The organism is Rhodococcus sp. 4CII (assembly GCF_014256275.1).
GTDB lineage: Bacteria > Actinomycetota > Actinomycetes > Mycobacteriales > Mycobacteriaceae > Rhodococcus_F > Rhodococcus_F wratislaviensis_A.
In genome coordinates, this window is sequence record NZ_JACCFE010000002.1 from 896,079 (window position 1) to 917,162 (window position 21,084).

Sequence of the window (21,084 nt, forward strand, 5' to 3'; positions counted from 1 at the left end):
GGAACGGTCCGCGGGCGCGTCACAGGTCCTGCTCCGGCAGCTGCGAGCCCTCGCGATCGCCGACGTGCGCCCGCTCACGCTCCCGCTGCTGCGGAGGCGTGCGGGACTCGTCGACCGACGTCTGCGCGCTCTCGTTGCGCACCGGCAGCGTCGAGTCACCCGGGACCGGCTGTCCTTGAACATATTTCGCGGTTCCCGGTTTCAGCGGCAGCGGACTCGTCACGACCTTGCGGCCCCGCACCCGGGGCAACGTCAGCCGGAAGCAGGCGCCGTGGCCGGGTTCACCCCACGCCTCGAGCTTGCCGTCGTGGAGATTCGCGTCCTCCACACTGATCGCGAGACCGAGGCCGGTACCGCCCGACCGTCGCACGCGCGACGGATCGGACCGCCAGAACCTGTTGAACACCAACTTCTCCTCGCCCGGCCGCAGTCCCACACCCTGGTCGCGCACGATGAACGCCGTGGCGCTGTCGTCGGCGCGCAGGCGCAGCAGCACCGGTTTGCCTTCTCCGTGATCGATCGCGTTGGCGAGGAGGTTGCGCAGGATCCGTTCCACCCGGCGCGGGTCCACCTCGGCCATCACTGCCTCGTCGGGCAGGTCGACGATCAGCTCGGTCCCGCTTTCCCGCGCGAGATGGCGCACGGTCGAGATCGCCGCCCGCGCACACATCCGGACGTCGAGTTGCTCGGCGGCCAGCTCCGCGACACCGGCGTCGTGCCTGCTGATCTCGAGGAGATCGGCCAGGAGGCCTTCGAACCGGTCGAGTTCCGCGACCAACAGTTCCGACGACCGTCGGAGCACGGGATCGAGATCGTCACTGCCGTCGTGGATCAGATCGGCCGCCATGCGCACCGTGGTCAGCGGTGTCCGCAGTTCGTGGCTCACGTCGGAGGTGAACCGCTTCTGCAGATTGCCGAATTCCTCGAGCTGGGTGATCTGTTTGGACAGGCTCTCCGCCATCTCGTTGAACGACATCGCCAACCGGGCCATGTCGTCCTCACCGCGCACGGGCATGCGTTCCTTCAACCGGCCGTCGGCGAAACGCACCGCGATCCGCGACGCCGACCGGATGGGCAGGACCACCTGCCGGGCGACGAGAAGCGCGATCGCCGCGAGCAGCACCGCGAGCACCGCACCGCCCACCAGCAGGGTGCCGCGGACGAGCGACAGGCTGCGGTCCTCACTGGCCAGCGGGAACACGAGGTACAGCTCGAGTGTGGAGATGGCCGACGCCGTCGGGCTGCCGACGATCAGCGCGGGGCCCGAATAGCCTTCAGGGTCGTTGACGGTGGCGAACTGGTAGGCCACCTGTCCGGCCTGGACGAACGCGCGCAGCGATTCCGGGATCTGGTCCGCCGGACCACTCGACGTCGGCGCGCGCGGGCCGTCGCCGGGCACGATCAGCACCGGGTCGAACGTCCCCGCCGAACCCGACGCCTGCCCGGCGTCGGGTTCGCGGTTGGTCAGCGCGGCCCGCGCGCCGTCGAGCTGGGTGGTGGGCGAACTACTGTCGTCCGCACCGGCCAGCTGCCCCTCGACGGTGCTGCGGGCACGGTCCATCTCCTCGGTGGCCGCGTTGATCTTGGTTTCGAGCAGGCGGTCGGTGATCTGGCTCGTGAGCACCACACCGAGAACGACGATGACGATCAGCGACAACGTCAACGTCGAGACGACGACCCTCAGCTGCAGCGAACGACGCCACGTGTGCGCGAGGGTATTGCTCAGTGAGTGACCCCACCGAAGGATCGGCGAAACGCGTCGATTGACACGACGCCGCCATCGGGAAACACCTGTCACGGCGGTCCGGCCTTGTAGCCGACCCCCCTGACCGTCAAAACCACTTCGGGATTCTCGGGATCAGTCTCGACCTTGGCCCGCAGACGCTGAACGTGCACGTTGACCAGGCGGGTGTCGGCTGCGTGTCGGTAACCCCACACCTGCTCGAGCAGCACCTCACGGGTGAACACCTGACGGGGCTTGCGCGCCAGGGCCACCAGGAGGTCGAACTCGAGGGGGGTGAGTGAGATCAGTTCCTCGCCCCGGCTCACCTTGTGGGCGGGAACGTCGATGACGATGTCGGCGATGCTGAGCAGCTCGGCCGGCTCGTCCTCGGTGCGGCGGAGCCGGGCCCGGACGCGCGCCACCAGCTCCTTCGGCTTGAAGGGCTTCATGATGTAGTCGTCCGCGCCGGATTCCAACCCCAGAACCACGTCGACGGTGTCCGTCTTCGCGGTCAACATCACGATGGGGACACCGGAATCGGCCCGCAGGACGCGGCACACGTCGATACCGTTCATGCCGGGCAGCATCAGGTCGAGCAGCACCAGGTCCGGGCGTGTCTCCCGGACCGCGGTGAGCGCCTGGGTCCCGTCCCCCACCACATACGGGTCGAATCCCTCGCCGCGGAGCACGATCGTGAGCATCTCCGCGAGCGCAGTGTCGTCGTCGACAACCAGAATCCTTGGCTTCATGTCCCTATCGTTGCATCTTCGGAGGCCGTAACAGCCCGTTCGCCGTTACGGCGTGCCGTGTTCTTTCTCGTCACGGCGTGCCGTGCTGTCTTTCCAGAGTGCCAGGTTTTCGGCGAGCGTGACCGGATCGGTGTCCGGGGTGAGCACCCACCACGGCGAAACCCACCCGTTCGAGGCCAGCTCGCGGTACACCTCGCCGGTCCGTTCCTGCAGTCCGCGGTCGCGCTCGTAGGCATCGAGCACCCGGCTCGCGTCGGCCGATTCGCGGCCCCGGGCCCGCTGCTCGGCCAGTGCGACCGGAACGTCCAGATACAGCTGCAGGCTGGGCCTTGGGAGTCCCAGCCGCTCGAACTCGAGGTGCGCGACCCAGCCCACGAATTCCCCGTCCGCCCCCTGGTGGAGCCGGGCGGCACCGTAGGCGGCGTTGGACGCCACGTAGCGGTCGAGGATCACCAGGTCGTGACCGGCGAGCAGGGCGGACAACTCCCCGACGGCGCCGGACCGGTCCAGGGCGAACATCACGGCCATCGCGTGCACGGAGTCACTGAGGTCACCGTGCGCACCCTTGAGGGCCTCGGACGCCAGGTCGGCGTGCACGGACCTGCCGTACCGGGGGAAATCCAGCGTGCCGACGGTCACGCCCTGCTCGGTGAGGCGTGACACCGCTTTGCCGACGAGCGTTCGCTTGCCGGCGCCGTCCAGGCCTTCCAGCGCAATCAGTGTTCCCACGAGGAAGAAGGCTATCCCCCGGCCCGTACCGATCGGACCGGGGGACGCCGTGATCTCTAGTAGCGGTAGTGCTCGGGCTTGAACGGGCCCTCGACATCGACGCCGATGTACTCCGCCTGCTCCTTCGTGAGCTTGGTCAGCGTGCCACCGAGCGCCTCTACGTGGATCTTCGCGACCTTCTCGTCGAGGTGCTTCGGGAGGCGGTACACCTCGTTGTCGTACTCCTCCGGCTTCGTCCACAGTTCGATCTGCGCGATCACCTGGTTGGAGAAGCTGTTGCTCATCACGAACGAGGGATGGCCGGTGGCGTTGCCGAGGTTCAGCAGGCGACCCTCGGACAGCACGATGATCGAGTGGCCGTCCTTGAACCGGAACTCGTCCACCTGCGGCTTGATGTTGATGCGGGTGACCTCACCGGAACGCTCGAGCCCGGCCATGTCGATTTCGTTGTCGAAGTGGCCGATGTTGCCCAGGATCGCCTGGTGCTTCATCTTCTGCATGTGGTCGAACGTGATGATGTCCTTGTTGCCCGTGGACGTGATGACGATGTCGGCCCAGCCGATGGCCTGCTCGACCGTCTTCACCTCGAAGCCGTCCATCAATGCCTGCAGGGCGTTGATCGGGTCGACCTCGGTGACCGCGACGCGGGCGCCCTGGCCGCGCAGAGCCTCGGCGCATCCCTTGCCGACGTCGCCGTAACCACAGACGAGCGCCGCCTTGCCGCCGATCAGGACGTCCGTGCCGCGGTTGATGCCGTCGAGCAGCGAGTGGCGCGTCCCGTACTTGTTGTCGAACTTGCTCTTGGTGACCGAGTCGTTGACGTTGATGGCCGGGAACACGAGTTCACCGGCAGCCGCGACCTGGTAGAGGCGCAGGACGCCGGTCGTGGTCTCCTCGGTGACACCCTGTACCGACTCCGCGACCGTGCTCCACTTGGTCTTGTCCGCTTCGAGGGACTGACGCAGCAGGGCGAGGAATACCTTGTACTCGTCGGAATCCTGCTCGTCGTCCGTGGGCGGCACGACGCCGGCCTTCTCGAACTGCGCGCCCTTGAGGACGAGCATCGTTGCGTCGCCGCCGTCGTCGAGGATCATGTTCGCGGGCTTGTCGGCGTCCGGCCAGGTGAGCATCTGCTCCGCCGCCCACCAGTACTCCTCGAGGGTTTCGCCCTTCCACGCGAAGACCGGGGTGCCCTGCGGCTCCTCGGGCGTTCCGTGCGGTCCGACGACGATCGCGGCGGCGGCGTGATCCTGCGTGGAGAAGATATTGCACGACGCCCATCGGACCTCGGCGCCCAGCGCGGTGAGCGTCTCGATGAGGACGGCCGTCTGGATCGTCATGTGCAGCGAACCGGAGATTCGAGCGCCCTTCAGCGGCAGCACCTCTGCGTACTCGCGGCGAAGCGCCATCAGTCCCGGCATCTCGTGCTCGGCGAGCCGGATCTCCTTGCGCCCGAACTCGGCGAGCGAAAGGTCCGCCACCTTGAAATCGATCCCGTTTCGGCTCTCGGCCACGGGCGTGGTTGAAACTGAGGTCGTCATCTGCCTCTCCTGTTTGACTGCTGTTTCGATCAAGGCTATCGGTACGACGGCCCGAGGGTGACACTCACATGACGCCGCACCACCGTGCGGTCACTCCCGGTCGACTCCGTCCACGGCCGCGTCCACGAACGGTCCCAGGAGAGCGCCCAGGTCCTCGGCGACGTTGGCCTCGGATTCGGGGGGCATCGAGATGTAACTCATGGCCAGGCGCACGATGGCCCGGCTGAGGATCCCGGCGTCCGACGGGCTCGCCCGCACCCAGCCCCGCTGGAAGACCTCGGCCAGTCTCGTGGACGCCCGTTCGATGATCGGGGCACTCTCGGTGGTGATCAGCCGCAGCAGGTCGGGCTTGGTCTCGCCGCGCAGAAGCGACTGAACGAGCGGATCGGACAGGCTGCCCGCGAAGAACGCGGTGAACCCGGAGAGGAGCGCGGCGCGGCCCTTCCCGACGTTCGCCACCAGCGCGCCGTCGACGGCGTCGACCAGTTCGTCGGCCAGGCGCAGGGCGTACGCCTCGGCCAGGCCCTGCCGTGACTTGAACTCGTTGTAGAGCGTCTGCCTGCTCACTCCGGCCCCGGCCGCGACATCCGACATCGTGATGTCCGACCAGTCCTTCTCGAACAAGAGATCCCGCATCGCGTCGAGCACCGACTGACGCAGCAGTAGCCGAGCGGCCTCCTGATAGGGCACCCGGACACGCGACGAAGTCATGACGAGAACTGTAGTGCCCCGCTTTCGCCCCACCGTAATCCGGGCGACGTGCGGGACGTCGTCCCAACGAGTTCCGGCGCGCCGCTGCCCCGGGCCTGCGAAACCTCCTGCGCCCCAGCCGGAGAACCCGCACCGGTGCCGGATCAGACCTCGCCGCGGCTGCGCCGCTCCATCATCGAGTGCCGTCGGCTGTAGGCGAAGTAGATGATCACACCGAGCACCATCCAGACGACGAACCGGATCCACGTCTCGACGGACAGGTTGATCATCAACCACAAGCAGGCGAGCACGGCGAGGATCGGCACCAACGGAACCAGCGGCACCCGGAATCCGCGCGGCAGGTCCGGGCGGGTCCTGCGCAGCACGATCACCCCGATCGACACGAGGACGAACGCGAACAGCGTTCCGATGTTCACCATCTCCTCGAGGGTGCCGATCGGGAAGACGCCCGCGAGTACCGCCACCACGACACCGACGAGGACGGTGATCCGAACGGGGGTGCCGTGCTTGCCGGTCGGCGCCAGCTGTCGCGGCATCAGCCCGTCCCGGGACATGGCGAACAACACCCGGGTCTGCCCGAGCATCAGCACCATCACGACGGTCGTCAGTCCCGCCAGCGCACCGAAGGAGATCAGGTTCTTGGCCCACGTGATCCCGTGGATGCCGAACGCGGTGGCCAGATTGGAACTGTCCCCGGCCAATTCGTGGTAGTCGACCATACCGGTGAGGACCAGCGTCACCGCCACGTAGAGGATCGTCACGATGAGCAGGGATCCCAGAATTCCCCGGGGGAGCGCCTTCTGCGGATTCTTCGTCTCCTCGGCGGTGGTGGCGACGATGTCGAAACCGATGAACGCGAAGAACACCAGGCTCGCCGCCGCGAGGAGGCCGTACCAGCCGAACGTGCTGCCGCCCGCACCCGTGGCGTAGGAGAACAGGGACTGGTGAATTCCCTCACCCGTGCTGCCCGCCTCGGACGGGGGGATGTACGGGGAGTAGTTGTCGGGGTCGATGTAGAACGCGCCGACGACGACCACCACGAGCACCACGGCCACCTTGATCGAGGTGATCACGAGGGAGACCCGCGACGACAGCTTCGTACCCGTGGCCAGCACGACGGTGATGATCGCGACGATCAGGACCGCGCCCCAGTCGAATGTCACCGAACCGATCTGGGCGATCGGCGTGTGATTGCCGATCACCTCGCCGAGGTACAGCGACCAGCCCTTCGCCACGACCGACGCGGCGAGCGCGAATTCGAGGATGAGGTCCCAGCCGATGATCCAGGCCACGAGTTCACCGAACGTCGCGTAGGAGAACGTGTAAGCGCTGCCCGCGACGGGAACGGTCGAGGCGAACTCGGCGTAGCAGAGGGCCGCGAGACCACACGCGATGGCAGCGATCACGAACGCCGCCGACACCGCGGGCCCCGCGACGTTTCCCGCGGTACGCGCGGTGAGCGTGAAGATACCGGCACCGATGACGACCGCGACACCGAAGACGGTGAGATCCCACGCGGTCAGATCCTTGCGGAGTTTGGTTTCCGGTTCGTCCGTGTCTCGGATCGACTGCTCGATCGACTTGGTGCGGAACAATCCGGTCGGCCTGCCGCCGAGGTCCGGTTCTCCGCTGTCCTTGTCCTGGATGGCCACATCAGCCTCCTCAATCGAAAGTTGCCGTTCAGCCTATGCCTTCACTCGCCCGGAACAGGTCGGGTTCGATGTAGATGCGGCGAGCCGCCGGGACGGCTGCACGCACCCGCGCCTCGGCTCCGTCGATGGCGTCGGCGATCGTGCCGATGTCCGATCCGGCGGCCACCGCCACCTTCGCGGCCACGAGGATTTCCTCCGGTCCGAGGTACTGCGTCTTGCAGTGGATGACACGTTCGATCTTGTCGCCGTCGACGAGAGCGGCGAGGATGCTCGCCTCCTCGTCGGCGGTGGCCCCCTCCCCGATCAGCAGGCTCTGCATCTCGACGATGAGGATGATCGCGATGATTCCGAGCAGCGCGCCGATGCACAGGGTGCCGACGCCGTCCCACACGGGATCGCCGGTCAGCATCGTCAGTCCGACGCCGCCGAGCGCGAGAACCAGGCCGATCAGCGCCCCGGTGTCCTCGAGCAGCACGACGGGCAGTTCGGGACTGCGCGACGTGCGAATGAATCCCCACCAGGTCGCCCGTCCCTTGAGCGGACGCGATTCACGCACGGCGGTGACGAAGCTGAACCCCTCCAATGCGATGGCGATCACGAGGATGATCACCGCGACGAGCGGCGACGACAATTCCTCGGGGTGCTGGATCTTGTGGATGCCCTCGTAGATTGCGAACAGCGAACCGAGACTGAACAACACGAGCGCGACGACGAAAGAGTAGAAGTAGCGGCTACGGCCGTAACCGAACTGGTGCAGATCGTCGGCGGCGCGTTCGGCCTTCTTCTGACCGAGCAGGAGCAGGCCCTGGTTGGAGGTATCGGCCACCGAGTGCACGGACTCCGCCAGCATGGACGACGAACCGGTGATCAGGAAGCCGGCGAACTTGGCCACCGCGATACCGGCATTGGCGCCGAGAGCGGCGAGGATCGCCTTCTTTCCCCCATGAGCCGACAACTGACTTCTCCTCTCGGTCGCACACGGTCCTCACGACGGGCCGCGGTGCCCTTCTCGGATCGCAGGGCGGCTCACAGGCTACGCGATCGGCGGGCCGACCCTCGCACTGAACAATTGGGCGTGATCGGTCCCCGCTGTCACCACCACTTCGGGGTCCTGGGCCGCGATCCAGACCGCGTTGCCCTGAGTCAGATCGAGGGAATCGGATCCGCATCGCAGCTCCACCGAACCCGATGTGCACAGCAGGATGTGCGGTCCCTCCGTGTCGAGGCGGTGCTCCGCGGGGCCGTCCGGCGACAGGTCGATCCGTGCGAGCACGAACTCCGGCGCCGGCGTCGAGTACACGAATTCGCCACTGCCCGGGCACTCTTGCGCCTCCAGGATCGGAATGTCGACGGTGTCGAAGTCGAGGACACGCAGCAACTCCGGAACGTCGACGTGCTTGGGAGTGAGTCCCCCGCGCAGCACGTTGTCGGAGTTGGCCATGATCTCCACGGCCATACCGTGCAGGTAGGCGTGGAGATTGCCCGCGTCGAGGTACAGGCCCTGCCCCGGTTCGAGAGTGACCCGGTTCAGCAGGAGCGCCGCGAGCACACCCGCGTCCCCGGGGTACACCTCGCTCAATTCGAGGGCCGTGCGTATCTCCGCCGCGAACTCCCCGTCCTTGGTGTTCGACAGGTAGTCGACGCAGCCGTCGAGCACCCGCGGCATCAGCGCGCCGAGCACCGGCTGCGGCAGCGTGATCCATGTGGTGAACAACGCGCGGAGACCGTCCGAGTCGGGTTGCCCCGCAATCAGTCCGACATACGGCTGCAACTCCGGGACCGCGATCGCCTCGAGCAGCTTGACGGTGCGCTGCGGATCCCGGAAACCGGCGAGCGCGTGGAACCGGCTGAGCGCCACCACCAGTTCCGGTTTGTGGCTGGCGTCCTTGTAGTTGCGGACCGGCGACTCGAGTGGGATGCCCGCGTCGTTCTCCCGCGCGAATCCCTCCCAAGCCTGTTCCGCGCTCGGGTGCGCCTGCAACGACAGGGGCTCCTCCGATGCGAGCAACTTCAGCAGAAACGGGAGACGCTCGCCGAACGACTCCACACTCCTCTTCCCGAGTTGGCGTTCGGGTTCCGAATGCACCAGGTCCAGAAGCGACCGGGGCCCCTCGTCGGTGAGGACGCGGGCCGGATCGCCGGGGTGCGCGCCCAGCCAGAGTTCCGCCTCCGGATGTGCCGTCGGAACCGGAAGTCCGCGCAGCTGAGCGATGGCTGTGCGCGATCCCCATGCGTAGGACCGAAGCGCACCTTCGAGTCGGTGCACTAGATACCACCCATCAATTGCAGATACGCCGCAGTCATGTCGAGCCGGCCGACGAGAACCGCCGCCTGTTCCAGTTCGGGACGCTGCGAGGCGACCTGCCCCTCGTCGGACGACGCGACGACGAGGTCGGCGTCGCCCAGGACCATGATCTTGCGTTCGGTGAGCATGCGGTCCGCATCTGCCGAGAACACGAACGTGCGGACCGGGCTCGCCGGCGACGGACCGTCCAGTTCGGGATCGTGGAATATCGAGTCGTGCGCTGCGAGCGCCTGGTCGACGCGGAACGCGCCCGCTGCGCTCAGGACGTCGGGCAGCTCGGACGCGGTGGCCACCCGGCCCGCGTGCAGGAGCGCCTCGGCGCCGTGCCGGGCCAGCTCCACCGTGCTCTCCGAATCGCCGGTGAGCACGATGCGCCGCCCCTGCATGCGGGAGGCCAGCGACTTCGCCGGATTGTGGAACACCTCGCTGTTCGGCCTGTCGCGCAGCGCCTCACCGTCGACGGCGTCGGCGAGTTGCTCGAGGTCGGGGACCTCGTCGCCCCAGCGCTCCGAACCGACCACCCGCAGGACGGCGAGCAGGACGGCGAAGTACCGCAACAGACCGTGCCGTGTGAGAGCATGCACCCGCGGCGCGAACATCACGACCCGCCCCGCGGCCGCCGCCTGCAGAGGTCCCTCGTCCGGTGCCGCCACCACCACTTCGGCGCCGCGCCGCACGGCGGCATCGATGGCCTGCACGAGCCGAGGGTCGCCGGCGTCGTCGCCGGCCACGACGACCACGTCGAGCGGGCCGACCCACACGGGAGTGCGGGTGGTGCGCAGCAGCGGGAATCCGATCCGTTCGGCGAGGACCGCGGTGAGGATCGCCGCACCGCGGCTGGCCCGGCCGGCACCGGTGACCACCACGACACTGCGCGGCCGCAGCCCGTGCAGTCGCTCGAGGGTCCCTTCCTCGACCGCGGAGCGGGTCGCCCGGATCTGGGCGCCCCCCATCGCCGCGGACCGCAGGACGCCCTCGGTGTCCGCGGCGACCAATGCGTCCCCGTCGTCCAGATCGAGCAGGGGCGTCGGCGCTGTCATGACACCGCACCCCCTTTCTTCGTCAGTGCACGCCACATTCGCAGCACGAGCAGAATCCGTTAGTTCCAACTATGGCAGTCAGGCTCGGACGATGCCCAATATCTCGGTAACGAGTGCATCTACGTCTGCCTTCGTGGGCGCTTCGACGTTGAGTCGCAGCAGCGGTTCGGTGTTGGACGCACGCAGGTTGAACCATGCATTGTCCGTCAATTCGACCGTGACACCGTCCAGCCGGTCCACGCCTGCTGTGCGATCGGTGAATGCCGTCACCACCGCCTCCGTCCGCTCGGCCGCGTCCGCGACGGTCGAGTTGATCTCTCCCGACGCCGCGTACCGCTCGTACTCGGCCATCAGCTCGGACAGCGGGCGATCCTGCTCCCCCAGAGCCGCAAGGACGTGCAGTCCGGCGAGCATGCCCGAATCGGCGCCCCAGAAATCGCGGAAGTAGTAGTGCGCGGAGTGCTCGCCTCCGAAGATCGCACCCGTCTCAGCCATCTGCTGCTTGATGAACGAGTGCCCCACCCGGGTGCGCACCGGGTGTCCGCCCAGCTCCGTGACCAGTTCGGGCACCGCGCGGGAGGTGATCAGGTTGTGGATGACGGTCGCGCCGGGCTCCTTGGCCAGCTCGCGCGCGGCGACGAGCGCCGTCACCGCGGACGGCGACACCGGGTTGCCGAGCTCGTCGACCACGAAGCAGCGGTCGGCGTCGCCGTCGAAGGCCAGACCGATGTCCGCGCCGGTCTCCCGCACGTACCGCTGCAGGTCCACGAGGTTCGCGGGGTCCAGCGGATTCGCCTCGTGGTTCGGGAACGTGCCGTCGAGCTCGAAATACAGCGGTTCCAGCTTCACCGGCATCGGCTCGAACACGGCGGGAACCGTGTGGCCGCCCATGCCGTTGCCTGCGTCGACGGCAACCGTCAGCCGACGGAGGTCAGAGAGGTTCACGAGCCCGCGGACGAAACTCGCGTACTGATCGAGGACGTCCTCCTCGGATACCGTGCCGGGGGCGCCGTCGTACTCCGGAACCCCGTCGATGACCTCGGCTGCAATCGTGGCGAGGCCCGTTTCCTGCCCCACCGGCTTGGCGCCGGCGCGGCACAGCTTGATCCCGTTGTACTTCGCGGGGTTGTGGCTCGCCGTGAACATCGCACCCGGGCAGTCGTACAGCCCCGACGCGAAGTACAGCTGGTCGGTGGATGCGAGACCGACGAGGACGACGTCGAGACCCTGAGCGGTGACGCCGTCGGCGAACGCGCGGGCCAGTTCCGGGGAGGATGCGCGCATGTCGTAGCCGATCACGACCTTCGTGGCGCTCTCCTCGCGAACGAGCCGGGCGAATGCGCCACCCACGTCCTGCACGAACGCGGCGTCGATGAGTTCACCGACGACACCCCTCACGTCGTAAGCCTTGATCACGGCATGAACGGACTCGGCTGATCGCGCCACTTCTGTTTTCTCCTTTACGAGCACCAGTGCTGGCGCAAGCCTAATGCCTGCCCGTTGCGGGCACGGCACGCCGCGGACCTCGGGCCCGGGACGAGCTGGGACTTCAGTTGGCAGGGTCGGGAAGAACCCGCAGGTGACCGCGGCGACCGGTGCGCGCCGGGCCGGGATGGGTGCCGGTCTCCGCACGATCCTCGGTGGACACGGACCGTTCGGACCGCCCGCGATCGCCGAGACCCGCTTCCCGCACGGCTTCCGCCAGCGCGGTCAGATCGTCCTCGTCCGGAGTGCTCGACGAAAATCCGCCCTCGTAGCGAACCAGTTCCCAGCCCTTGGGTGCGGTGATCCTCGACGCATGCGTTTCGCACAGATCCCACGAGTGCGGCTCGTCGACCGTCGCGAGCGGGCCGACGACGGCAGTGGAGTCCGAGTAGACGTACGTGAGCGTCGCGACAGCGGGGTTCTTGCACCCGGGGCGGCAGCATCGACGCAGAGATCTCACAGCTAGGGAGCCTAGCCCCACGGGGGCCCGACACCTACTCGGACACACCGAGAGTGTGCGGCTGTCGTAATGTCCACACCATGTCCAGAGCACGACGCAGGCGTCCCGTCACCACCCGATCCGTCGACCGACGGGGACGTGGGATCCGCGGGTCCGTGTTCCCTCCGGACGCGCCGGCGCGTCGAAGCCGCGCGGAGAAATTCGACCTCGTGGTCCTGGAAGCGTTCGCGCCGATCGATGCGCGCTGGCGCGAGCGGCTGACGAAACTGGACATCGCCGTCGACGAGGTCCCGAAGATTCATGCGCTCGACCCGGATTCGGTCAACTGGCCCGCCGAGGTCGTGGCAGACGGCCCCGTGCCGCTGTCGCGTTTGATCCCCGCGGGTATCGACCGCCACGGGGCCACGACGCGGGCGCGGGTCGTCCTGTTCCGGCGACCGCTGGAACAGCGCGCCAAGGACCCGGACGACCTCACCGACCTGGTGCACGACGTGCTCGTACAGCAGGTGAGTACGTATCTCGGGGTCGAACCCGAAGTCATCGACCCGGACTTACCGGGCGACGAAGACTGACCTAGACGATCCCCCGCTTCAGGCGCCGGCGCTCACGCTCCGACAGGCCACCCCAGATTCCGAACCGCTCGTCGTTGGCCAATGCGTAGTCGAGGCATTCGTCCCGGACCTCGCAGCCCAGGCAGATACGCTTCGCTTCCCTGGTGGACCCTCCCTTTTCCGGGAAGAAGGCCTCAGGGTCGGTCTGCGCGCACAGCGCGCGTTCCTGCCACTGATCCTCGATGGTCTCGAAAAGCTCGTCGAAACCGGTCACCAGACTCAACGCGGGCCGAGTGCCCGTCGTCTCGACTTCCTGTGCGACGAGTTCCGGCACAGGACTGTGATTCACACGGCCTTCTTGCACAACATTGTCTTCTTGCACACAGACTTCTCGAGCAAAGACGCTGTCCACTGCGCCTGCTTCGGAATTGGTCTGCGGTTCGTCGCTTACTGTGCTCCAGCGAGTCTCCGACTCAACCTGCTCATTGGGCATCGTTCCGCCTCCTCACCTGTGATAGCGCAGAAAATTTCGATTGATCATGAACCCCGAACCGAACACCCCTGCCACCCCTTCGAACAGCTGTTCGAATTGATCCCCGCTGCAAGTGATTCCACGCCCGCAACGTTGGAATGACATATTTGTGATTAGACACGCCCAGCGTGTCGCGGTCAAGCTAAGCGTCGAAAGTCCATTACTATTTCGCGCTCTCGAATCACCCGGGGGAAGCACTTCCGGGAAGGCGGCGCCCACCGCCTAGGCTTGCATCGTGAACGTGACTGTATTGGTTGGTGGGGTCGGTGGGGCCCGGTTCCTGCAGGGGGTGCGCAGCCTGCTCGGTGCGGATTCTGCGGATCGGATCACCGCGGTGGTCAACGTCGGTGACGACGTGTGGATGCACGGTCTGCGGATCTGCCCGGACCTGGACACCTGCATGTACACCCTCGGTGGGGGTATCGATCCCGAGCGAGGGTGGGGGCATGCGGGCGAAACCTGGAATGCCAAGGAGGAACTCGCCGCGTACGGGGCGAAGCCGGAGTGGTTCGGGCTCGGCGACCGGGACATCGCCACGCACCTGATCCGCTCGCAGATGCTGCGCACCGGGTATCCGTTGTCGGCGGTGACGGAGGCGTTGTGCAACCGGTGGCAGCCGGGGGTGACGCTGCTCCCGGTGACCGACGATCGTAGTGAAACTCACGTCGTGATCACCGATCCCTACGACGGGGAGCAGCGGGCGATCCACTTCCAGGAGTGGTGGGTTCGGCACCGCGCGCAGGTGCCGACGCACAGCTTCGCGCACATCGGCGCCGAGCAGGCCACCCCGGCACCGGGGGTGCTCGCGGCGATCGAGAACGCCGACATCGTGTTGCTGGCTCCGTCCAATCCGGTGGTCAGCGTCGGGGCGATCCTCGCGGTCCCCGGGATCCGGGGTGCGTTGCGGACCACCGCGGCGAAGGTGGTCGGGATCTCCCCGATCATCGGCGGAAAACCGTTGCGCGGCATGGCCGACGCCTGCCTCGACGTCATCGGTGTGGAGACCTCCGCGGAAGCGATCGGCCGCTGGTACGGGGCGCGGAGCGGGACCGGGATCCTCGACGGCTGGCTGATTCACGACACCGATTCCGCCGAGGTGCCCGGGGTGGCGGTGGCCGCGGTCCCGCTGCTGATGACCGACCCGGACGTCACCGCGGCGATGGTTCAGGCCGCGTTCGATGTGGTGAGGGTGACCCGATGACCGACCCCACCGCCGTGCGGCGTGATCACGCGCCCGGCGGGACGATCGAGATCGTCCCGGTGACCGGGCTGCCGGAGTTCCGGCCCGGCGACGACCTGGCCGCGGCGATCGTCGCGGCGGCGCCGTGGCTGCGCGACGGGGACGTCCTGGTGGTCACCAGCAAGGTGTTCTCGAAGGTCGAGGGCCGGATCGTGACGTCCCCGACCGACCCCGAGGAACGGGACGCGGCCCGCCGCCGGCTGGTCGAGCAGGAAGCGGTGCGCGTCGTCGCACGCAAGGGCCGGACCCTGATCACCGAGAACCGGCTCGGGATCGTCCAAGCGGCGTCCGGGATCGATGGTTCCAACGTCGACGGTTCCGAACTCGCTCTGCTGCCGGAGGATCCGGACGGCAGCGCCGCCGCCCTGCGCGAGACGATCCTCGCCGCCCTGGGGGTGACCGTCGGCGTGGTGGTCACCGACACCATGGGCCGGGCGTGGCGCAACGGGCAGATCGACGCCGCGATCGGCGCGGCCGGTGTTCCGGTGCTGCACGGCTACGCCGGCGCGGTGGACGGCCAGGGCAACGAACTGCTGGTGACGGAGGTCGCGGTCGCCGACGAGATCGCCGCCGCCGGTGACCTCGTCAAGGGCAAACTCGGTGGGGTCCCGGTCGCGGTGCTGCGCGGTCTGGACCTGCCCGACGACGGGTCCCGGGCCCGCCAGTTGATCCGCGGCGGCGCCGAGGACCTGTTCTGGCTCGGCACCGCCGAATCCGTCGAGATGGGACGGTCGGAGGCGGTGCTGCTGCGCCGCTCGGTGCGGGAGTTCGCCGACGACCCGGTCGACCCGGCGGCGGTGCGGGCGTCGATCGCGCAGGCGCTGACCGCTCCGGCGCCGCACCACACCCGGCCGGTCCGGTTCGTGTGGGTCCGCACCCGCGCGGTCCGCGACGAATTGTTGTCCCGGATGGCCGAGCAGTGGCGCGGCGACCTCACGTCCGACGGCCTGAGCGCCGATGCCGTGCAGGCGCGGGTGGCCCGCGGGAACATCCTGTGGGATGCCCCGGAGGTGATCGTCCCGTTCTGCATCCCCGACGGCGCCCACGACTATCCCGATCCGCGGAGGCGGGCGGCGGAGGCAACGATGTTCACCGTCGCGGTCGGTGCGGCGGTGCAGGGTCTGCTGGTGTCGTTGGCGACCAAGGGAATCGGGAGCTGCTGGATCGGTTCGACGATCTTCGCCGCCGACACCGTCCGCGACGTCCTCGACCTGCCCGCGGACTGGCACCCCCTCGGCGCGATCGCGGTCGGTCACCCCCTCGAACCACTGACACCCCGCACCGCCGCCGACCCCGGCGACGCCCTGATCGAGAAATAACCCGTCGAGCCATGAGCGCCGAATCACTACACCGAACCGCGACCGCCGCGCTCGAGGGCTGGAAGACCCTCGACGAGAACGACGAATCGCTGCGGCACACCATGCTCGCGTTCCTCGCGTCGGCGCCTCTCGGCTGCCTGCGTGAATACGCACCCGGACACATCACGGCGTCCTCCCTCGTCCTCGACGAGGGAGGATGTCATGTGCTTCTCACCCTGCATCCTCGGGTCGGCCGGTGGATCCAATTGGGTGGGCACTGTGAGCCTTCCGACGACACGGTCGTCGACGCCGCGCTGCGGGAGGCGTGCGAGGAATCGGGAATTCCCGACCTCCGGATCGACCCGGACCTGCTGTCGGCGCACACCCACCCGATCACGTGTTCACTCGGACAGCCGACCCGGCACCTGGATCTCCGATTCCTCGTCCGCGCGCGTCCCGATGCGCACATCGTGCGAAGCTCCGAATCGACGGATCTCCGGTGGTGGCCGGTCGACGCGCTGCCGCCGAACGCGGAGAAGGCGACGATCGACCACCTCGTGCACGTGGCCGGACTGCGGTAGCGGCGCTACGCCTCTCACACGTCCGTGCTGAACCTGACCCCGCCGTCGGGCAGCGTCACACCGGGCCACACGCGTGCCCCGCGCAAAAGTTCGCATCGGGCGCCGACGTCGGCGCCGTCACCGATCACCGCGTCACGCACGAGGGCCCGCGGACCGATCCGCGCGCCGAATCCGATGATGGACCGTTCGACGGTCGCTCCGGCCTCGACCACGGCACCGTCGAACAGCACCGCCCCGTCGAGGCGCGCACCCGCACCCACCTCGGCGCCGCGGCCGACGACCGTTCCGCCGATCAGCAGTGCGCCGGGGGCGACACCTGCACCCGGGTGGACGAGCGATTCGCCGCGGGGGCCGTCCAGCGCGGGTGACGGGGCGATGCCGCGGACCAGGTCCGCGGAACCCCGCACGAAGTCCTCGGGGGTACCCATGTCGCGCCAATACGAGGAGTCGACGTGGCCGTACACCTTGGCGCCGTCGGCCAGCAGCGACGGAAACACCTCGCGCTCCACCGACACCGGGCGTCCCTCGGGGATCTGTTCGATGATCTCCCGCTTGAAGACATAGCACCCGGCGTTGATCTGGTCGGTCGGCGGGTCCTGCGTCTTCTCGAGGAACGCGGTGACCCGGCCGTCGGTGTCGGTGGGCACACAGCCGAACGCCCGCGGATCCCCGACCCGAACCAGGTGCAGGGTCACGTCGGCGTGCCGGGTCCGGTGGGTGTCGAGGATCGCTCCGAGGTCGGTGCCCCCGAGAACGTCGCCGTTGAAGACCATGGCGTGTTCGCCGCGTAGTTTCGGCAGAACGTTCCGGATGCCACCGCCGGTTCCGAGAGGCTCGGTCTCGGTGACGTAGTCGATCTCCAGACCCAGCTTGGATCCGTCGCCGAAGTACTCCTCGAAGACCTCCGCCTTGAACGACGTCCCGAGAACCACGTGCGTGATCCCCGCCGCCCCGATCCGCGCGAGCAGATGCTGGAGGAACGGAAGGCCCGCAGTGGGCAGCATGGGCTTGGGCGCCGACAGTGTCAGCGGACGAAGCCTCGTCCCCTGACCGCCGACCAGCACCACCGCATCCGTCGTCTTCTCAATTGCCATGAGTCGTTCCCCCCTCGTTCCGATTCTTCCGACGTTCCCGGACCGCCGCAGCCACGGCGATCTTCGACCGCACCGCCAATCCTCCCCGGAGCGCCCACCGCAGGGGCGCCTGCCACCAGTGCGGATGGCGGTCGGCCTGGAACCGGTATGCGCTCTGATGATGCGCGGGCAGCATCAGTTCCGGGTGCTTGCCCGCGGCGTGACCCTTCGCGTGGGTGACCTCGGCGGACGGCACGTACACGTTGAGCCATCCGGCCTTGCCCAGGCGGTCACCGAGATCGACGTCCTCCATGTACATGAAGTAGCGGGAGTCGAAACCGTTGATCGAGTCGAACGCCACACGACGCATCAGCAGGCACGAGCCGGACAACCAGCCGACCGTCCTCTCGCTGACCGTCTCGTTCTCCTGCCGGTAACCGGCGGTCCACGGGTTCGACGGCCACACCGTGCCCAGCACGGCGTGCCCCGCCCCCGACACGAGGTCGGGTACCTGGCGCGCAGACGGATAGACGCTTCCGTCGGGTTCGAGAACGAGAGGTCCGAGCGCGCCCGCCCGTGGCCAGCGCTCAGCGGCCGCGAGGAGAACGTCGATCGATCCGGGCGCCCAGCGCACATCCGGATTGGCGATGACGACGAACTCGATGTCCTCGTCGATCTCCGCCACAGCCCTGTTGATAGCACCGCCATAGCCGATGTTCCCGCCGGTCCGCAGCAGGCGCACGTGCTCGTGCGCCGCGTCCGCGGCCTCGGGGGCGCCGTCCGTCGATCCGTTGTCGGCCATCACGACCTGCGGATCTTCCTTCGTCGCCTCGGCGAGAGTGCACAGGAACTGTTCCAGATGCTCACCTGGCGAATAGGTCACCGTCACCACGGCCAGCTTCGAACTCACGCGGGCAAGCGTAGCCGTTGGACGAGGGTCCGCCTCACACCACTGCATGCAGCGCCGCATGCAGTGCGTCCCGCCACGGGCGCAGCGGGGTCAGCCCGGCGCCGGACCAGGCGCTGCCCGACAAGACCGAGAAGGCCGGCCTCGGCGCAGGCCGCACGAACTGGGCGCTCGTGCACGGGCGCACTCGCTGCGGGTCGGCACCCGCCTCCTCGAACACGGCCCGCGCGAGGTCGAACCAACTCGCCCGGCCCCCGTTGGTGGCGTGGAGCACCGGTGCGTCGACATCGCTGCGACCGGCGAGTTCGAGCAGCGCGTCCGCCAGGTCGCCGGCAAATGTGGGCGAGCCCACCTGATCGTCGACGACGTCGATCGCGTCACGTTCCCGCTCCAGTCGGCGCATGGTCGACACGAAGTCGGAACCGACTCCCGTGTACACCCACGCGGTGCGGACGACGTGCGCTGACGGAAGCGCAGCGTGGACGGCCCGCTCGCCCGCTAGCTTGGTGCGTCCGTACGCAGTCGCGGGACCGGTCGGGTCGTCCACCTCGTACGGCGTGTCGCCCTGACCGGCGAACACGTAGTCGGTGGAGACGTGAATCAGCCGGGCCCCCACCCGTGCGCACGCCGCCGCCAGGTTCGCCGGCCCGAGTTCGTTGACCGCCGACGCGGTCTGCTCGTCCGACTCCGCGGCATCGACCGCGGTGTAGGCCGCGCAGTTGATCACCACGGATCCGCCCTCGACCTGCGCATCCACCGCGGCGCGATCCGTGATGTCGAGCTCGTTCGACCCCACACCACGGGCCGTGACGCCCATCGCGCCGGCCCGTCGGAGAAGGTGTCCACCCAGTTGCCCCCCGGCACCGGTCACAAGGATGTTCGTCACGAGGACCAGTCTGGCACGCCGATCCACGCCTCCCTGCTCCCGGCGCGTCGACCAGTAGCCTGGTTTCCGTGTCACACGAGCAACCCGCACCAGACGCACCCCCGAGCACGGCTCGGCGGCCGCTTCACATCGCTGTCGCGGTGCTGTCGGTGCTCGCCCTCGCCGTCACGGGATTCGCGTGGCGCAGCATCGACTCGCTGCGCAACAATCTGGCAACCGCGGGCGGTCTGGGACTCGGCGGTAGCGCCGACGGCGCCGTCGACATCCTCATGGTCGGCACGGACAGCCGCACCGACGCCCACGGCAACCCCCTCTCGCAGGAGGAGCTCGACTCCCTGCGCGCCGGCGAGGAAGTGGCGTCCAACACCGACACCATCGTCCTCATCCGGGTCCCGAACGACGGGAGCTCCGCCACCGCCATCTCGATCCCCCGCGACTCCTACGTGAACGTGCCGGGCATCGGCATGTCGAAGATCAACGCCGCCTACGGCGCCACCAAGGAGACCGAGCGGCTGAAACTCGTCGAGGACGGAGCCACCGACAAGGAGGCCGAGGCGGAGTCGACGAAGGCCGGCCGTGAGGCACTCGTCAAATCGGTGGCAGACCTCACCGGCATCACCGTCGACCACTACGCCGAGGTCGGGCTGCTCGGGTTCGTGCTCCTCACCAACGCGGTCGGCGGCGTCGACGTCTGCCTCAACCAGCCGGTCGACGAGGATCTGTCGGGCGCACACTTCCCCGCCGGGAAACAGACGTTGAAGGGTGCGGACGCGTTGAGCTTCGTCCGCCAGCGCCACGACCTCCCGCGCGGCGACCTCGACCGCATCGTGCGTCAGCAGGTGTTCATGGCGTCCCTCGTCGGCAAGGTGCTGTCCGCGAAGACGCTCAGCGACCCGGGCAAGCTGAACGAACTCAGCGACGCGGTGCAACGTTCGGTGGTGCTCGACGACGACTGGGACATCATCGAGTTCGCCACCCAACTGCAGGACCTCGCCGGCGGCAAGGTGCAGTTCGAGACGATTCCGGTAGCCGACCTCAACGGCATGACCGACTACGGCGAGTCGATCGTCGAGGTGAAGCCGAAGGACGTGAAGAAGTACGTGGCCGGGCTCGTCGGCGAAGAGCCCACCGAGTCCGAGGACACCACCACGTCGAAGACACCCGACATCGACAAGTCCACCGTCACCGTCGACGTCGCCAACGCCAGCGACGTCGGAGGTCTCGCGAACGGTGTCGCCGAGGCGCTGAACTCGCTCGGCTACAGCCAGGGCGAGGTCGGCAACTACACCGGCAAGTCGGTGAACGGAACCACCGTCTTCGCGCACTCCGCCGACGACGACAGCGCGAAGGCCGTCGCCGCCGCGCTCGGCGGGCTCCCCACCGACACCGACGCGAGCCTTCCCGAGGGCTCCGTGCGCGTGGTGCTGGCGAGCGACTACCAGGGTCCGACGTCCGCCGAGACCACCAGCACCACGTCCTCCTCGTCCGGGTCCTCGGAGACGGGCCTCGAGCCCGTGTCCACCGGAGGAACGACCCCCACCCCGGCACCGTCCGGCCCGCCCATCGACGCCGGGTCGTCGGGCCCGCGTTGCGTGAACTAGAGAACGAGAATCGGATTGTG

The 21,084-nt window shown here is 68.0% G+C and carries 20 protein-coding genes; 5 read left to right on the top strand and 15 right to left on the bottom strand.

Features of this window, described 5'->3' with window-relative positions:
- Positions 1-19 precede the first annotated feature (19 nt).
- From mtrB to H0B43_RS05180, 11 genes are all read right to left on the bottom strand, one after another.
- Positions 20-1,798, bottom strand: coding sequence for an MtrAB system histidine kinase MtrB (gene mtrB / locus H0B43_RS05130; protein WP_185729015.1), 1,779 nt, complete (start codon positions 1,796-1,798; stop codon positions 20-22).
- Entirely contained in the window at positions 1,795-2,472 is a 678-nt protein-coding gene (mtrA, locus tag H0B43_RS05135) for an MtrAB system response regulator MtrA (protein WP_005240059.1), read from the bottom strand. Before mtrA ends, mtrB begins: the two co-directional genes overlap by 4 nt.
- Positions 2,473-2,517: 45 nt before the next feature.
- A complete protein-coding gene (locus H0B43_RS05140; protein WP_185729014.1) occupies positions 2,518-3,201 on the bottom strand; it encodes a dTMP kinase in 684 nt (227 codons plus the stop codon).
- 56 nt (positions 3,202-3,257) lie between these two features.
- Positions 3,258-4,742: an adenosylhomocysteinase gene (gene ahcY, locus H0B43_RS05145; RefSeq protein WP_185729013.1), complete on the bottom strand. Its 1,485-nt coding sequence runs from the start codon at positions 4,740-4,742 to the stop codon at positions 3,258-3,260.
- A 90-nt stretch (positions 4,743-4,832) separates the two neighbouring features.
- Positions 4,833-5,453, bottom strand: coding sequence for a TetR/AcrR family transcriptional regulator (locus tag H0B43_RS05150; RefSeq protein WP_185729012.1), 621 nt, complete (start codon positions 5,451-5,453; stop codon positions 4,833-4,835).
- Between the two features lie 143 nt (positions 5,454-5,596).
- On the bottom strand, positions 5,597-7,105 hold the full coding sequence (locus H0B43_RS05155; RefSeq protein WP_185729011.1) for an amino acid permease: 1,509 nt from the start codon (positions 7,103-7,105) through the stop codon (positions 5,597-5,599).
- Positions 7,106-7,133: 28 nt separating this feature from the next.
- Positions 7,134-8,060, bottom strand: a complete 927-nt coding sequence (locus tag H0B43_RS05160; RefSeq protein WP_185729010.1) for a cation diffusion facilitator family transporter — start codon at positions 8,058-8,060, stop codon at positions 7,134-7,136.
- A gap of 78 nt (positions 8,061-8,138) precedes the next feature.
- Positions 8,139-9,371, bottom strand: a complete 1,233-nt coding sequence (manA, locus tag H0B43_RS05165; RefSeq protein ID WP_185729009.1) for a mannose-6-phosphate isomerase, class I — start codon at positions 9,369-9,371, stop codon at positions 8,139-8,141.
- Positions 9,371-10,450: a tobH protein gene (locus H0B43_RS05170; RefSeq protein WP_185729008.1), complete on the bottom strand. Its 1,080-nt coding sequence runs from the start codon at positions 10,448-10,450 to the stop codon at positions 9,371-9,373. Before H0B43_RS05170 ends, manA begins: the two co-directional genes overlap by 1 nt.
- 78 nt (positions 10,451-10,528) lie before the next feature.
- Positions 10,529-11,896: a phosphomannomutase/phosphoglucomutase gene (locus H0B43_RS05175; RefSeq protein ID WP_185729007.1), complete on the bottom strand. Its 1,368-nt coding sequence runs from the start codon at positions 11,894-11,896 to the stop codon at positions 10,529-10,531.
- Positions 11,897-11,999: 103 nt separating this feature from the next.
- Entirely contained in the window at positions 12,000-12,395 is a 396-nt protein-coding gene (locus tag H0B43_RS05180) for a DUF3499 domain-containing protein (RefSeq protein ID WP_185729006.1), read from the bottom strand.
- 80 nt (positions 12,396-12,475) lie between these two features.
- Here H0B43_RS05180 and H0B43_RS05185 point away from each other — a divergent pair, with 80 nt between their 5' ends.
- Positions 12,476-12,967 (top strand): metallopeptidase family protein, encoded by a 492-nt coding sequence (locus H0B43_RS05185; protein WP_141472187.1) that lies wholly within the window; start codon positions 12,476-12,478, stop codon positions 12,965-12,967.
- Between the two features lies 1 nt (position 12,968).
- Here H0B43_RS05185 and H0B43_RS05190 read toward each other — a convergent pair whose 3' ends face one another.
- Positions 12,969-13,229, bottom strand: coding sequence for a WhiB family transcriptional regulator (locus tag H0B43_RS05190; RefSeq protein ID WP_166680705.1), 261 nt, complete (start codon positions 13,227-13,229; stop codon positions 12,969-12,971).
- Between the two features lie 484 nt (positions 13,230-13,713).
- On the opposite strand from H0B43_RS05190, the gene cofD reads away from it, so the two are divergent.
- The 3 genes from cofD to H0B43_RS05205 are packed head-to-tail and all read left to right on the top strand — an operon-like array spanning position 13,714 to position 16,597.
- A complete protein-coding gene (cofD, locus tag H0B43_RS05195) occupies positions 13,714-14,679 on the top strand; it encodes a 2-phospho-L-lactate transferase (protein ID WP_185729005.1) in 966 nt (321 codons plus the stop codon).
- Positions 14,676-16,037: a coenzyme F420-0:L-glutamate ligase gene (locus H0B43_RS05200; RefSeq protein ID WP_185950056.1), complete on the top strand. Its 1,362-nt coding sequence runs from the start codon at positions 14,676-14,678 to the stop codon at positions 16,035-16,037. The genes cofD and H0B43_RS05200 overlap by 4 nt, the downstream gene beginning before the upstream one ends.
- Before the next feature lie 11 nt (positions 16,038-16,048).
- Positions 16,049-16,597 (top strand): NUDIX hydrolase, encoded by a 549-nt coding sequence (locus H0B43_RS05205; protein WP_185729004.1) that lies wholly within the window; start codon positions 16,049-16,051, stop codon positions 16,595-16,597.
- 14 nt (positions 16,598-16,611) lie between these two features.
- Here H0B43_RS05205 and H0B43_RS05210 read toward each other — a convergent pair whose 3' ends face one another.
- From H0B43_RS05210 to rfbD, 3 genes are read right to left on the bottom strand one after another with little or no spacing between them, the layout of a single operon-like run.
- Positions 16,612-17,691 (bottom strand): sugar phosphate nucleotidyltransferase, encoded by a 1,080-nt coding sequence (locus H0B43_RS05210; RefSeq protein WP_185729003.1) that lies wholly within the window; start codon positions 17,689-17,691, stop codon positions 16,612-16,614.
- Positions 17,681-18,580, bottom strand: coding sequence for a glycosyltransferase family 2 protein (locus tag H0B43_RS05215; RefSeq protein WP_185729002.1), 900 nt, complete (start codon positions 18,578-18,580; stop codon positions 17,681-17,683). Before H0B43_RS05215 ends, H0B43_RS05210 begins: the two co-directional genes overlap by 11 nt.
- A gap of 34 nt (positions 18,581-18,614) precedes the next feature.
- The gene (gene rfbD / locus H0B43_RS05220) at positions 18,615-19,463 is read right to left on the bottom strand and encodes a dTDP-4-dehydrorhamnose reductase (RefSeq protein ID WP_185729001.1); all 849 of its coding nucleotides are present in this window, start codon (positions 19,461-19,463) and stop codon (positions 18,615-18,617) included.
- Between the two features lie 128 nt (positions 19,464-19,591).
- On the opposite strand from rfbD, the gene H0B43_RS05225 reads away from it, so the two are divergent.
- On the top strand, positions 19,592-21,064 hold the full coding sequence (locus H0B43_RS05225) for an LCP family protein (protein ID WP_185730091.1): 1,473 nt from the start codon (positions 19,592-19,594) through the stop codon (positions 21,062-21,064).
- The last annotated feature ends 20 nt before the right edge of the window (positions 21,065-21,084 follow it).